The sequence below is a fragment of the Acinetobacter sp. LipI_19 genome, from assembly GCF_058242925.1.
In genome coordinates this window covers 1931636-1946628 of sequence record NZ_JBZAYK010000001.1, presented here as the reverse complement: position 1 = coordinate 1946628, position 14993 = coordinate 1931636, and the positions used below count along the sequence as shown (strand labels likewise).

14 protein-coding genes are annotated in these 14993 nt (G+C 36.3%); 7 read left to right on the top strand and 7 right to left on the bottom strand.

All coding sequences use genetic code 11. From position 1 onward, the window contains the following. Window positions 1-25: 25 nt before the first annotated feature. The 3 genes from AC4CVF_RS09485 to AC4CVF_RS09475 all read left to right on the top strand — a co-directional run bounded on the left by AC4CVF_RS09485 (window position 26) and on the right by AC4CVF_RS09475 (window position 3626). Window positions 26-1576, top strand: coding sequence for an OmpA family protein (locus AC4CVF_RS09485; protein ID WP_490789279.1), 1551 nt, complete (start codon window positions 26-28; stop codon window positions 1574-1576). A gap of 144 nt (window positions 1577-1720) precedes the next feature. Further along, complete coding sequence (locus AC4CVF_RS09480; protein WP_336953097.1) at window positions 1721-2755, top strand: DUF1311 domain-containing protein; 1035 nt, start codon at window positions 1721-1723, stop codon at window positions 2753-2755. A 91-nt stretch (window positions 2756-2846) separates the two neighbouring features. Beyond that, complete coding sequence (locus AC4CVF_RS09475) at window positions 2847-3626, top strand: Rossmann-like and DUF2520 domain-containing protein (RefSeq protein WP_490789278.1); 780 nt, start codon at window positions 2847-2849, stop codon at window positions 3624-3626. Window positions 3627-3668: 42 nt separating this feature from the next. On the opposite strand, the gene AC4CVF_RS09470 is transcribed toward AC4CVF_RS09475, so the two are convergent. After that, on the bottom strand, window positions 3669-3827 hold the full coding sequence (locus AC4CVF_RS09470) for a hypothetical protein (RefSeq protein ID WP_004721086.1): 159 nt from the start codon (window positions 3825-3827) through the stop codon (window positions 3669-3671). Window positions 3828-3956: 129 nt separating this feature from the next. Continuing rightward, the gene (locus AC4CVF_RS09465; RefSeq protein WP_336953095.1) at window positions 3957-5360 is read right to left on the bottom strand and encodes an aminotransferase-like domain-containing protein; all 1404 of its coding nucleotides are present in this window, start codon (window positions 5358-5360) and stop codon (window positions 3957-3959) included. Between the two features lie 155 nt (window positions 5361-5515). On the opposite strand from AC4CVF_RS09465, the gene AC4CVF_RS09460 reads away from it, so the two are divergent. Beyond that, a complete protein-coding gene (locus AC4CVF_RS09460; RefSeq protein ID WP_490789277.1) occupies window positions 5516-6370 on the top strand; it encodes a hypothetical protein in 855 nt (284 codons plus the stop codon). Between the two features lie 57 nt (window positions 6371-6427). Here AC4CVF_RS09460 and trmB read toward each other — a convergent pair whose 3' ends face one another. Together trmB and AC4CVF_RS09450 are read right to left on the bottom strand one after the other, a co-directional pair. Further along, window positions 6428-7144: a tRNA (guanosine(46)-N7)-methyltransferase TrmB gene (gene trmB / locus AC4CVF_RS09455; protein WP_419820514.1), complete on the bottom strand. Its 717-nt coding sequence runs from the start codon at window positions 7142-7144 to the stop codon at window positions 6428-6430. A gap of 139 nt (window positions 7145-7283) precedes the next feature. After that, window positions 7284-8207, bottom strand: a complete 924-nt coding sequence (locus AC4CVF_RS09450; RefSeq protein ID WP_419359299.1) for a LysR family transcriptional regulator — start codon at window positions 8205-8207, stop codon at window positions 7284-7286. 93 nt (window positions 8208-8300) lie between these two features. On the opposite strand from AC4CVF_RS09450, the gene AC4CVF_RS09445 reads away from it, so the two are divergent. The 3 genes from AC4CVF_RS09445 (at window position 8301) to AC4CVF_RS09435 (ending at window position 11274) form a co-directional block, all read left to right on the top strand. Continuing rightward, window positions 8301-8723 carry a PACE efflux transporter gene (locus tag AC4CVF_RS09445; RefSeq protein ID WP_490789276.1) on the top strand — a complete coding sequence of 141 codons (423 nt, stop codon included), beginning with the start codon at window positions 8301-8303 and terminating at the stop codon, window positions 8721-8723. A gap of 511 nt (window positions 8724-9234) precedes the next feature. Then, complete coding sequence (locus AC4CVF_RS09440; RefSeq protein WP_336953081.1) at window positions 9235-10494, top strand: putative DNA modification/repair radical SAM protein; 1260 nt, start codon at window positions 9235-9237, stop codon at window positions 10492-10494. Beyond that, the gene (locus tag AC4CVF_RS09435; RefSeq protein ID WP_336953080.1) at window positions 10495-11274 is read left to right on the top strand and encodes a TIGR03915 family putative DNA repair protein; all 780 of its coding nucleotides are present in this window, start codon (window positions 10495-10497) and stop codon (window positions 11272-11274) included. Window positions 11275-11564: 290 nt separating this feature from the next. Here the strand turns inward: AC4CVF_RS09435 and AC4CVF_RS09430 are convergent, their stop codons facing one another. The 3 genes from AC4CVF_RS09430 to dctA all read right to left on the bottom strand — a co-directional run bounded on the left by AC4CVF_RS09430 (window position 11565) and on the right by dctA (window position 14882). After that, window positions 11565-12374 (bottom strand): siderophore-interacting protein, encoded by an 810-nt coding sequence (locus tag AC4CVF_RS09430; protein WP_419327401.1) that lies wholly within the window; start codon window positions 12372-12374, stop codon window positions 11565-11567. Window positions 12375-12526: 152 nt separating this feature from the next. Beyond that, a complete protein-coding gene (locus AC4CVF_RS09425) occupies window positions 12527-13042 on the bottom strand; it encodes a GNAT family N-acetyltransferase (protein WP_490789275.1) in 516 nt (171 codons plus the stop codon). A gap of 556 nt (window positions 13043-13598) precedes the next feature. Then, window positions 13599-14882: a C4-dicarboxylate transporter DctA gene (dctA, locus tag AC4CVF_RS09420; RefSeq protein ID WP_490789274.1), complete on the bottom strand. Its 1284-nt coding sequence runs from the start codon at window positions 14880-14882 to the stop codon at window positions 13599-13601. Window positions 14883-14993: the final 111 nt, after the last annotated feature.

The window sequence follows — 14993 nt, the reverse complement described above, 5'->3', positions numbered from 1 at the left end:
CAATGAAATCGGAGTGTCCAAAATTATGAATATTATTGAGCTTTTAAAAGAACGGGTGACCACAAAAGTTTTACAGGGTGATCTTCAGTTTCAAGACGAAAAAATCGGTGCTTTAAGTGCCTTTTACCCCATTCTCCTCTCTGTTTTAAAATCAAAACCTGAACTCATTGACACACTGCAGCAAAATCTAAATCCTCGCTTAAGCGAAATTTTCAGTCATCAACCAGAAACGGTCGCGCATTTTTTAGGCTTGGTTGCGGGCAATGCACCAACTCAAGACATTGAAACCACATTAAACCATTCTATTGCTCCAACTTTATCATTGCTTGCGGATCAAGCTGGCTCAGATAGTAAACATGAAATTTTTGATTTTATCAAAGCACAATGGAACAATATTCAGGATGCTTTGCCCGCTTGGGCAACAGGATTATTTGCAACATTAGGCTTAAGTGTAGGTGGTCTTGGTTTCGCAGGCACTACTCAAGCTGCTCCCGTGGCTGAGGCTGTTATCCCCCCTGTAGAGCCTGTGGCACCCACACCTGTACAAAGTGTATCTCCAACACCAGTACCCCTTGATACGTCTACAATCACAACAAATTCGATCCAAGATGAACCTAAAAAATCCAATTGGTTATTGCCAATTATTGCTTTGTTGGTGATTGCCGGATTGGCCGCATTGTTATTTAAACAATGCAGTAGCAAACCACCAGTAGGGGGAGATCCAGTAAGCAGTGGCGCTTCACAAGCTGTTGCTGATTTGCAAGCTGCTGAACTGCAAATTTCTACAGATGCAGAAGGTAAATTAGCAAGTTGTCAGGCACAATCGAGCAGTCAATCTTTATTAGACAGCTTAAAAACCAGTATTGCCTCAGTGTTTGGTCAAACCGATCATTGTCAAGTTACAGCCAGCAGTGCTTATGCCGCTGATTTGCCAGATCAAAATGCTGTAGATCAGGTGTTGGCTAAAATTAAAGGTATTCCAAATATTTCACTGACTTGGATCGGTGATCAACTTACCATTCAAACACCAAATTTAGCGCAAGCACAAAAATTGGCAGATGAGTTAAAAGCTATTGCTCCTAATCTACATATTTCTGTAGAGCAAACAGCCGATGCAAATGCAGCTGCAACAAGCAGTGCTGCAAATGTAGATACAAGTAATTCACAAGCAGACCAAGCACTTTCAAGCATTCAGGCAGATAAAGCCAATGTAAATGATATTGCCGCTGCATTGAATTTACAGGTGATTAATTTTGCGACAGGTTCTTCTGGTATTCCAGAAGCCAATAAAGCGATTTTGGATAAAGCAGCGAATTTGTTAAAACAACTACCAGATGCAAAACTCGTGGTTAAAGGCTATACCGATAATGTTGGGAATGCGGATTCAAACAAAAAATTATCTGAAAAACGTGCAAAATCGATTGTGGCATATTTGGTTGAAAAGGGCGTACATACCTCACAGTTAACTGCTGAAGGACATGGTCAAGACAATCCAATTGCAGATAATTCAACCAAAGAAGGGCAATTTAAAAACCGTCGTATTGAGTTTGAAGTAATTGGTGCAACGACACCATAATCTTTTAAAGTGGTATGTTCGGTGCTAAAACAGGCATAAATTGTATAAAAAGCTTCTGAATATCCAGAAGCTTTTTATTTTTTACTCGAAAATTCTTCAATTATTTGGTTAAATGATCCACATAAAAATATGATCGGATAAACAATGAATAAATCATTAAACCCATTATTTATGATTGCTGCGATTTCGAGTACTTTGATTCTGTCAGGCTGTGATTACTTCAAAAAGAAAAAAGATGAAGGTAATGCTGAGCTTGCAGAGTGGAGTTGTACCAATCAAGATAATATCAATCAAATTCAAAAATATTTGAAAGATGAGTATTTGCGTGAAGTCGCAGACAATATTAAAAATTCTGGTTATGAAGCTGACCAAGCACTACTTCAGAAAATTAACAATGCTTTAAAGTTTGAAGTGAAGAATGTTCGTACGATCACTGAAGACTCTTCTAAAACCAATCAGTTGGAATGTGAAAGTCAGTTAGTGGTTCAATTCCCGAAAGGCTTACAACAGCGTGCAGAAAATTCATATGCAGAATTTGGGCAAGATTGTGAGGATGGATGTGAAGGTGATGGGTATCGCAGCATACGTGAATATATCGAAGCTGGTGAATCTAAATTGGTACTAGCCAATGATCAGTTGAAAGGCAAGTTTAATTATAATGTTGTGAAAACAGACAAAGATGGCTTAACCCTTGATGTGCTTAATCAGGATGCAGTTATTCAAGGGGTAACTTTTGTTACGGTAAAAGCAGTGCAATACGCAGCCTATATGAAAGAAAATAAAGATATGCGTGAACGCGAGCAGGTCAACCAAATTGAAAATGCAGAGCAAACAGCGCTTGCACAAAAAGCCATGGATATCCGTAAAAAAGAGCTAGATGAAGAAAAACTCAAACAAGTCGATCGTTTAAACCAGACTTGGGATAGTTTGAGTGATGAACAAAAAGAACAGTTTAAGCAAGATCAAGCAGAATGGTTTGAAAAACGTGATGTTGATTGTAAAGTCATTTCACAGAAAAGTTTTGGCGATATTCCAGATAGCGAAATTGAAACCTATCAGCAACAACGTCAATATTGGGATGATGCGATGTCTCAGCAAAACAAAGAGATGCAATATACCAAGTGTTTTAATAAACGTACCGCTGAGCGAATTATTTATTTAAACAATGCATTAAATTGATGTAGTTATCAAAATGATCTGAGAGGGATGAATTGATTCATCCCTTTTTTATTGGCATGCTGTAACTATATTTAAAGTTTTAGATGTTGATATGCGTATTAGTATTGTTGGTTCAGGTCGTGTTGCTACACATTTTGCAAAAGCATTGTCAAAACAACATCATATTGTTCAGATTTATAGTCGTGATTTAAACAAAGCACAACGCTTAGCCCAGCTGGTGAATGCTCAGGCTATTGATATTATACAAGGTATAGATCCTGAAATTGATTTATTGATTATTGCGGTGAGTGACCAAGCCATTGCTCAAGTCATCCAAATGATTCATTCACAACTTTCAGATGTTTTGATTGTCCATACTTCAGGCAGTACCAATCTGAATATATTAACTGAACACCATGTAAAATCTGGGGTTTTTTATCCCTTACAGACTTTTAGTTTTGAACGTGAAGTGGATTGGAAAAATACCCCGTTGTTTATTGAAACGGCTTTACAAGAGGATTTGTCTGCTGTAATGACGCTAGCAAATAGTCTAAGCGATCAAGTTTATCCCTATAATTCAGCGCAGCGGCTGAGCTTACATCTGGCAGGGGTATTTGCTTGTAATTTTACAAATTATTGTTATGACATGGCTAAACAAGTGGTCGATGCACAGCAGGTCGATTTTAATTTACTGTATCCATTAATTTTGGAAACAGCAAAAAAAGCCACTCAAAATGATCCTGAAACAATGCAGACGGGTCCTGCAAGGCGTGGAGATGTGAATATTTTAAATATGCATCAGCGCATGTTACAGGATATGGGACGGGAAGATCTTAAAGATGCCTATACACTTTTAAGCCAACAGATACAGGAAAAACACTCACTTGATTAAGTGAGTGTTTTATCAATCGTATCTTTTGAAATCAATTGAGATTTAGTTTAAAGCAGCGTGATCTGCACCGATTGTGACAATAACACCAATACAAAACAGGCTACAGTAGATAAAAAACCAGATGATCATGCGTTTAAAGGCTTTGTCTGAAATCGAGCTATCAGCATATTGTGGTTTTTTAGGGCTTTTGTCATCATTCATCGCAAAATCTCTTTCTGCTTAATATAGATTCATTATGGATAGAAACGAATTCACACTGTAGATACAAAAAATTAGAAAAAAACTATAACAGATAAGTAAGCAATGATGAATCTGTTATAAAAATTCAGCTTATGTTGCGACTAATTTACCAATAATATGAATCAATTCATTTAATGCATTTTGAATCTTTTCATTCATTTCAAATGAACAATTCATCCGAATAAAGTGATTTTGTTGATTGCTAATATTAAATAAGCTGCTCGGTGCGACACTGACACCGTGTTCTAACATGTGTTGATAGATGTCATTACTATCGACCTGTTCAGGCAATTCAATCCATAAAAAGTACCCGGAAGGATAATAATTGACATGGCATTGCTCAGGTAAATGGGTTTTTAAATAATTAAAATATTGTTTTTTATAGCGTTGTAAGGTGGAACGTAAAGTTTTTAAATGTTTTTCATAATGACGATGGGAGAGATATTCAACCAAGGCATTTTGGATAAATGAGTTGACTGAAAGGGTACTCATAAGTTGAGTGTGCTGAATATGTTCAGAAAATTTACCTGCATAGACCCAACCGATACGAAAACCTGCACCTAATGTTTTTGAAAAAGAAGAACAATGTAGCACCCAATTTTGTTGATCAAAGTACTTCATCGAGAGGGGTTTTTTTTGATCATAGTAAAGTTCTTCATAGACATCATCTTCAATCAAATAAATCTGATATTGGTTGAGTAACTTAGCCAATTTTAATTTAATTTCATCACTCACAGTAAAGCCAATTGGATTCTGACCATTTAACATCATCAAACACACTTTAATTGGATATTTTAAAATTGCGTGTTCGAATGCATCTAAATCAATGCCATGTTCAGGGTGCTCTGGAATAGTAATTACTTTTAATCCAAGTCGTTCAGCCGCTTGCCATGCACCATAAAAAATCGTCTGTTGTAATAAAATATAGTCCCCAGCTTGTGTAAGTGCTTGCAATGAAAGATTTAATGCATCCAAACCTCCAGAGGTAATCACAATATCAGATGGATCAGTGGGGATGCCTTGCATCGCATATTTCTGTGCAATAATTTTTCTAAGTTGATAATTTCCGGGCGGGAGACTTGGAGTTTGTTCATAGCTACGCCGTTGTCGAGCAAGTTGTCCAAGCGTTTGTATCAGTTTAGCGGAGTAGAGCAACTGGCTATTGGGAAAGGCAGAACCTAAAGGGATAATGTGTTCAGACTGTGTAGATTTCAAATATTTGAAAACAATTGAGTTAATTTCAACTGTTTCATTAATCACATGTAATGTGGTGGGATGATCTGAACTTTGTTCTACCACAAAATACCCTGACTTTTCTTTTGAATAAATCAGGCCTTGCGCTTCGAGCTCTTGATAAGCATTCATCACCGTAATTAGACTTAACCCTGATTGTTGAACCTGTTGGCGTAGTGAGGGTAATTTTTCATGTGCTTTCCACGTCCCATTTTCAATCAATAATTTTAGGCTATGGGCCAGTTGTTCAGATTTATACATAGGTCAATGCAAGTGAGTATTTAAAATAACTATAACAGACGCAATCAGTACAGCTCTATCTGTTATATATTTTTTCTAAAATTTTGTGGCTATATTTCTTTTTGATTTCTTTTCAAAATAGTCGCACGCGATGCAGTATAGAATGAGGCAGGGATATGTTTGTTACGACTCAGTTGAATGTGCTCACACAAGTTTTATTTGAGCATGGTTGCTCTGAAAAGGTGATAGAACAACTCAATCAAAGATTTGTAAACTTAGAAGCAACATTGTTGCGTGCCAAAGTCTTACGTGAATTTTCAAAAAAGAAAAGTACAGCGATTATCCAATCTGCAATTGCTTCAAATGATTTAAGTCTGGCTTATTTGTTTTCACCGTTTATTTTGGCGAATTTAAATCAAACAGTGCTTTACTCAACACTTTTTACGGCACAGGTTCAAGATATTTTAAAACCTTATTATCAGGTTGAAAAAACCATGAACTTGACCAAGGATGATGTCGTTCTAGAAAGTTTAAATCTCTTTTTAGATCTACAAGATCAAACATGGGATGCACAGGAATTTGTTTATTTTCAGTTGTTCAAAGCACTGACTCAGGCAGAAGTTTATCGTATCTTTTTAATTACAGATCAACCGATCAATCCAGATTATTTGTTTGAAATAGAATGTTTTTTTAAGGTTCGAATTTTCTTGGTAAATCCCGAAAATGAGCAAGATGGTCTAAATCTGCAATTAGATCATCATGATAATAAATTAAATATGCAGAAGCTTTTGTTTAAATATAAAGATGATTTTAATGTAGCTTTATGTCGTAAATTTTCAGAAATGGATGCTAAAATTTTAAATTTATCAGGTCTTTATGATCTAGTACAAGCGCAAAACCTAGTCGAAGATATGTTTTATTCTGAACATATTTATGAAAAATTATCGGTTTATGCTGAATATATGCAGACCCGATTACAGAACAATGTGTTTAGTACAAAATCTAAACCTCTATCAAGTTTTCAAGCGTAGATAAATTCAGTCTTCTAAAAAAGCTGTAACAAATGTTACAGCTTAAGCACTGTTTAATTAACTCATTTTCTTAAAAATAAAGTCATTAATCTTATGGCCTGCCTCAATACCACGACGTTCAAACTTGGTTTGTGGACGCCATTCAGGGCGAGGATAGCTATTGCCTTTGCCTGCTAAGTTTTCTAAACGAGGGCGATTATCTAAAACATCGAGCATCCATTCTGCATATGGTTCCCAGTCTGTTGCAGCGTGAAATGTACCACCGATTTCGAGTTTTTCTTCAACCAATGGCATACGATCATGAGAAACAAAACGGCGCTTAAAATGACGTTTTTTCTGCCAAGGATCAGGGAAATAAAGTTGAACTGTATTGATACTATTGTCAGGCATTTCTCGTAACACTTGGATTGCATCTGCATCCAAAACACGTAGGTTTTTAACTTCCGCCATACCTGCTTCATAAACACATTGCGCAATACCAGGCACATGCACTTCAATTCCAACAAAATTACGTTCAGGATTGGCTTTAGCCATCAGGACCAAAGAGCGGCCCATACCAAAACCAATTTCTACCGTAAGTGGGCGTTCTGGATGTTCAAAGTGTTGACGTAAATCGCCGACAGGGTATTCCAAAATTAAATCACGATGTTGTTCAAGCGCAGTACGTTGTGAAGTATTGAGCGGTGACGATCTACGCATAAATGTCACAATTTCACGGTGTTCTTGCAAATTGTCTAATTCTACAATTTGTGCTTCAATTTGATCGTTTGACATGATTTAGGCAATACTAGAAATCTAAAAGGCGTATTGTAAGTGCTGAGCTTCGCAAGTCAAATTTTTTATAGAATTTCATTCAATTCTAATAAATTTACGATGAAAACTGGATAAAATAAAATCACTATCGAGCACTGAGTCAGAGAGTATTGCTGTTACTCAATGAGCTGTTATCTTCATTTAGACTTTGTCTAATTAACTCGATTAATTCGCGCGATGCTTTTGGTAGTGCTTTATCTTTTAACCAAATTAGATAAATAGGAACAGAAAGTTGATTGTAGGTATTTTTAAAATCAATTTGGATTAAACGCCCATCATCAATATGTGATTTGACCAATGAATATGGGAAATTTCCCCATCCTAAGCCGATTTCAACCATATCAATCGCTGTTTGTAGATCATTGGTTCGCCAATAAGATGCAGCAATGACCGATCTCAAATCTGCAATATCAAGCGCACTACTCGCAACAACAATTTGCCGAACATTGACCAGATCCTCGATATAAATAGGATGAACTGCTTGATTCATCAAGACATGATTTGCAGATATCGTTGCAACAACAACCTCCATGCTGACCAATTGCAAATGTTCTTGCATTTTAATATGTTGTCCTGAACCCGCTAAACAAATTGTGATTTGTTCTGAATACAGTAAATGCAAAATATCATCTTGTGGTGCAGTAATAATTTCGATATTGAGCAGTGGATATTTTAATGCAAGTTTATCAATAGATTGTAAAAGTTTTTGATTGTTTACATCTGATACAACACCTATTTTTAAAGTACTCTCCAAACCTAAGGACAGTTCATAAGCATGCTTACTCAATTGTTTTAATTGTTCAGAGATGATTCTTGCCTGTGGAGCTAAGGCAAGTGCTGACGCTGTAGGAATCACTTTGCGGGGTGTTCTTTCAAACAGTTGTAAGCCTAATTCTGCTTCAATATTTGCAATACCCATACTGACCGCTGATGGTACTCGATTTAAGGCACGAGCCGCAGCAGAAAATGAGCCTGTATCCAGTACTTTTACAAATAATTCTATATTTTCGCTGGTGAAATTCATAATTGGTATCAGTAAAACTGAAAGCTATTGTCTTTATCTATTATTATAACTGAAATTAAAATAGCTTTTTTAAAAATCTGTTTGGGTAAGTTTATGCAAGGTCTTAAACGTAGAGCAATTTATGTAAGTACCTATGAAATCATTGGATTGGGTATTTCTTCTTTAGGGCTAGCACTACTTTCGGGTACACAATTAACCCATACGGGGCCTTTGGCTTTCCTGATTACCACGATTGCCGTGAGCTGGAATTTTATTTATAACTTGATTTTTGAAGCATGGGAAAAACGCCAAACTTTACGTCAACGTACAGTAAAACGCCGTGTAGCTCATGCGATCGGATTTCAATTAACCTTGGTGGTTTTTCTTATTCCATTGATTGCATGGTGGATGAATATTAGTTTTCTAGAGGCATTTTTATTAGATGCGGCTTTAATTGTTATCATTCCAATTTATACCTTTATTTTTAATTGGTCTTTTGATCGTTTATTTGGTGTTCCACTTTCTGCTCAAGCTTAAAATGTAGTTGTTTCTGCTTAAGTTATTTGCCCATTCAATTGAATGGGCAAATAATGTAGGTTTTTCTAGCACAATAATTTCTATTTAGGGTCTGTAGACATTTCATAAATGGCTTGCGTTGTAGGTTAAAATTGAGCAGGCAAGGCATGAAACGAAGAGAATAGCGAGACTATTTTCGAGTTTCATAACGTAGGCTGAGATAATTTTAGCCACAACCCTGAGCAAGAACAAAGCACTGCTTTGTTTGCAGCGCAAGGCGCAGCGGGGGACTAGCGTGTTTTTTGCCGCTACGTCGTTACGAACTACTCATTTAGAATGACTAAATTTCGTATTTCGCGCCTAGTATCGCCTAAAAAACACACGTAGTCGCAAACATAGACGAATTGTCAACAGACCCTAATGCTTTAAATTTATACGACAGCTCATGTCGCAACAATAAAGAAATAGCCATTGCTGAACGCTCATAATTTATATAATCACTAGAGTTCATTCGGAAAATTAGGTGTGAGTGATGACAGAGCGTATTAGAGAAAAGCTGCAAATTTTAGCAGATGCTGCGAAGTATGATGTGTCATGTTCATCCAGTGGCAGTAACCGTAAAAACAAAGACAGTGGGCTAGGCAATACGGGGGCTGGAATTTGCCATAGTTATACCGAAGATGGTCGATGTGTGTCGCTGCTTAAAATCTTATTTTCCAATGTGTGTATTTTTGATTGCTCATATTGTGTTTCTCGCCGTTCTAATGATGTCAAACGAGCTGCTTTTACGGTACAAGAAGTTGTTGATTTAACCATTAATTTTTATAGAAGAAATTATATCGAAGGCCTTTTTCTAAGTTCAGGAATTTTTAAGTCAGCAGACTATACCATGGAGCGCATGCTACAAGTCGTTAAAAAGCTACGATTAGAAGAAAACTTTAATGGCTATATTCATCTTAAAACGATTCCAGGTGCTTCACAGGAGATTATCCATGAGGCAGGGCTTTATGTAGATCGGATGAGTATCAATTTAGAAATGCCTACTGCTGAAGGTCTTAAAAAGTTTGCCCCTGAAAAAACCCATGATGAAGTGCAAAAAGATTTGGGTATTATTCGCGATCGTTTGATTCAATTTAAAGATGAAAGAAAGATTATAAAAACTGTGCCGAAGTTTGTCCCAGCAGGGCAAACAACTCAAATGGTGGTGGGCGCACATAATGAAACGGATCAGGATATTATCTTAATGGCTGATCGTCACTACAAAGAATTTAAACTAAAACGGGTATATTTTTCGGGCTATATTCCGATTAATGATGAAGAAAAAGCATTGCCTTCGGTGGGTTCAGCACCGCCATTGCTGCGTGAAAATAGATTGTATCAATCTGATTGGTTAATGCGATTTTATGGCTTTGAAGCGACTGAAATTGTTAATGCACAGCATCCAAATTTAGACTTAGATATCGACCCCAAACTAAGTTGGGCGCTACGTCATCCTGAACAATTTCCTATCGATATCAATCAAGCTGATTATCGAATGATCTTAAGAGTCCCAGGAATTGGGGTGCGTTCAGCTAAAAAAATTGTTCAAGCACGTCGCTTTGGTAAAATTCATATTGATCAAATCAAAAAATTGGGTATTGCTTATAATAGGGCAATGCATTTTATTCGTTGTGCAGATACCCCGCCATTTTTAAAAGATCAATTACCCAGCCAAATTCGCCAGAAAATATTACAGACAGGGCATTCAAAATATACTCAACAACTTTCACCCCAGTTGGATTTATTATTCTAAATGGCGAAATATATTTTTGATGGGACCATGACCGGGATTTTGTGTTGTGTATTTCGTGCATTTCAATTCAAAGAGTTTGATGTCTTTGTCTCAAGTGAAAACAACACTCAATCGGCTTTATTTGATGAAACGATTTTTGTTGAATCTAATGACGACCAAGCCAATAGAGTTTGGCAAGGCCTAAAGTTAAAAGTTTCAGCAAGTGGTTTACGTAATTTTTACTATACTTTTTTATCTGAACAGGAAGATGCTTTTCAACATCTGTTTAATTTTAGTGTTTATGCATTCTTCGCTCAAAAAGCGATTGACCGTGATTATGGTCATCCAGATGTTTTGGCACTGTCAAAGTGGGCCAAACAAGTGGGAAGAGAAAAGCACCGTATGGAAGCTTTTGTTCGCTTTAAAAAATGTAAAGATGAATTATTTTTAAGCTTGGTTAAGCCAGATTTCAATGTTTTGCCTTTGATCGAAAAGCATTTTAAATCCAGATATCAAGACCAGCGCTGGCTTATTTATGATGAAAAACGAAATTTTGGTATCTACTATGATTTAAAACAGGTTCACCATGTCAATATGAATGTCTTAGACATTGATCAAAATATTCGTCAAGGCTCTAGTCAGGAGTTTAGTGTTGAATTAGATCATCAAGAGGTTCTATATGATCAGCTTTGGAAAGATTATTTTAACAGTGTAAATATTTCAGCGCGGAAAAACATTAAACTGCATATTCAATATGTACCAAAGCGATATTGGCGTTATATGAATGAGAAAACGATTTAAATGTTTTTAAATCAACAATATGAACTGTATTGTGGCCTAGATAATACGAGTTTGGTCTCGATGTTTTACTGGCTTTCTCCATTACATTCATGAAGGAATTTGAAATTTCTTTAGTTTTTAGAGACATGACCAGATTCTCTAATTATTTTATATTTCAAAGACTCGTGTTCTTTTCAATTGAGTTTTTTCGGAATTAAAAACCTTATAAATACTAGTTTATAAGGTTTTAGAAGTTTTACCTGAAATAATACCAATTATATATTGGGATTGATCATTTATTCACTTTGAGCTTAATCATCTATCACTTTAGACTGTCGCTCATTATCTGCTTTCCCAATCTGCCAATAAGAACAAGCATAACAATCTTTTTTGCCCCAATCACTTTGCTTTCTTAAGATGTTACGACATGCGCGAACAGCTTGTAGTTCAGCGGTAATATGTGCAAAACGGCTTGCTGGTAGATTAATAAATTCAGGATGGCGTAGCAACTCGTCAGCCAATAAACTTTGCTTAAGCGGCTGCGGATTGAACAGCCATATTTGCTCTAAATTAGCTTGTGTATGCAGTTCGATTTGATCTTCTACAGTTGCCACTTCGGCAATGACATATACTTTGGCATCAACTGTTAATTTCTCTAAGATCGCTTGAGTGACTGCAAGCCCAGTCCCATCAGTAATAATGAGATAATGATTCAGTCCTGTAGGGATTGAATTTTTAGCGGCAGTAGACATGGTTATACCAATTTGATCCCCTGGTTGGGCACGATCTGCCCAGTGACAAGCCACAGTATCTGTACCATGCATTGCAAACTCGATGGTTAGGGTTTTATTGACTAAATCAATATCGCGATGGGTATAAGTCCGAATTTCTGGCATCATCTCAGGATTATTGACGATCCATTTACGCTGATCAAAATCAAAATCGGGAATTTCTATTGTGGTTTGATCATGCCTTGGAATAAAAATTTTATTGTTATCACCAATACAGGTGTGTTTGAATTTCTCTACATCTGCACAGTCAAAAATAATACGGATATAGTTTGGACCTAGATATATTTTCTCTTTCACTTGAATAAAAGTGCGATGTGCATTCAGCGCCATGATTTATTCCATATAAATAACAATAATTCTCATTATCGTATCGGCTTTTACTTGAAAATGCCACCATTACCGCGAGAGTTGACTATAAAACTGCAAAGATGCTCGGCATCCTGCATCAATAAATCATAAACAATTCAAGCTATCCATTGGTATTATTGAGTATGAGGAGGAATAGCATAACTTACAGAATCATATTTAGGTTTCTTTTTATACTCAGAAATAATCCCACCTAAAGATTCCGCGATATGGCGACTGGCATAATTTTCGACAGCTACAGGATAAATAAAATTTTTAAAACTCAAGTTAACAGAAGCCCAATGAACCATGCTTGTTACCGCATCTTTACCAAATCCTGACTTATGTCGATCTTCTCGAATCCAAATGCCTAATTCAGGTGTTTCCGTTTGTATTTGATGCAGTCCTGCCAGGCCAAGAAACTCATGATTAACAATGTGTCTGACAACGAAAATTAACTCATTCCCATCTTTAATATTCTTTAGCCATTTATGCCAGATCTCATCAAACTCTTGACGGCTTTGCGGTGGATCCCAAGTCATATATCGTGTCAAGGTGGGAGTAATATACTGAAATACCTCATCAGCATCTAAAGGTGTAAATGGTTTTAAAACAACTTGAGAAAAATGAATCTCTATATTATTCCAGTTCAAAAGAACCTCGAAAATTGTGAATTAGGGTTAATTTATCGCATAGAAGACAAAAGGTACATGGTTAAAATCAGGATAGGTTTAAGCTAAAAACGATCTTAAATTGAAGTCATCAATAGGGATATCGATCCTAGTTTTCTGACTTTATTCTGAATATCGAGTTTCAATTTAATCCGTGTACGCATGGCAATCAGAATTTTTATTGATTTACTTTAATCACTAATCCTCGGAGTAAAAGGTTTAGTGCAGCTCTTCCAGACTTGAGTCCTTTATTATGGTTTTCACCATCAGCCCAAATAATGCGAATGATTCATTTCCTTATGTTTTCTGGAATGGTCTTTGATTGAGGACTTTAATTTAAGGAAATGCCATGATTCATAAAAAACCATTTCAGTGACTCAATGCTGAAATGGCTTATGATGAAATATGTGTGCTTAAGATAGCGTTAAAAGATTTTATCTAAAGCGTATTGTGTTGCTAATAGTGCGTTGGTTATGTAGTGCATTGGTTTTGCTACAGAATAAAACTCTAATTTTCCCCACTATGTGTTAATTGCGTTTTAATTTCCCAATTCATTTTTTGCCCAGTTCGGATCATCTAACATTTGATGTACACGTTTCTTATCGACATCATTTTCCCATACACCAATCACTAAAGTTGCGACACAATTACCAATCAAGTTGCTTACTGCTCTTAAAATACCAATCAGCCAATCCACTGAAAGGATCAATACCAAGCCAATCGCCGGGATAACAGGAAAGCTGGATAAAGTCGCAGCAAGTACAACGATCGCTGATGCAGGAATGCCATGTGCTCCTTTTGAGGTAAATAAGGTGATTAAAAGAATCATGATGAGGTCTGAAATTGTGAGGTGAACCCCTGTCGCTTGCGCGATAAATACAACAGCAAGGGTGAGATAAATTGAAAAGCCATCTAAGTTAAAAGAGTAACCCGACGGAATGACTAGGCTTACAGTGGAGTCTTTTATCCCTAATTTTTTTAGTTTATACATCACTTGCGGTAATACCGAATCAGAAGATGATGTGCCACATACAATGGTGATTTCCTCTCTAAAATAGCGAATGAGCTTAAAAATATTGAAACCTAAGAGTCTTAATACCAGACCAAGTATGACGATCACAAAGAAAATCACAGTTGCATAATAAATTAAGACTAAATAGCCCAAATTAAGTAAAGTTTCTATTCCAAATTTTGCCACGGTAAAAGAAATTGCACCAAAAACGCCTATAGGGGCCAGTTTGATGATGATGGACATGATTTTAAAAATAACTTGAGATATTTTGTCAATAAAAGAGGCGACAGGATCACTGACATCTTTAGACAGCATAGATAATGCAACGCCAAATAAAATTGAAAAGACAACCACTTGCAGAATATCATTCCCTGTGAATGCACCTACAGCAGTCTGAGGAATCATATTTAAAAAGAAATCAGATATACCTGTAACTGCATGGATATTTTCATTGTACTTGGTCATTTGGGACGCATCTAAAGTCGAAATATCCACGTGCATTCCATGTCCAGGTTTAAATATGTAGGCTGCGGCTAATCCTAAAATTAAAGCGATAGTGGTCATGATTTCAAAATAAATCAGCGTTTTTATTCCCACTTTCCCAGCTTTTTTTAAGTCTCCTGCACCATAAATTCCTAAAACAATGACGCAGAATATAAGCGGTGCAATCAGCATTTTGACAAGTTTGACAAAGCCATTACCAAGCACTTGAAAATTGATCGCAATATCAGGCAAAAAGTAACCAAATAAACAACCAATCACCAATGCAATCATTACTTGTAAAAATAAAGAGCGTTTAATAAGCTTCATTGAGGAGATTCATAAATAAAAGGTCACTTGAAAAAGCAATAGTTATGCCATTTTTGAATGAATAATTTTTGGTTTTTGCTGTGGTTTTTGTTATTGCGATATTTGATCTTT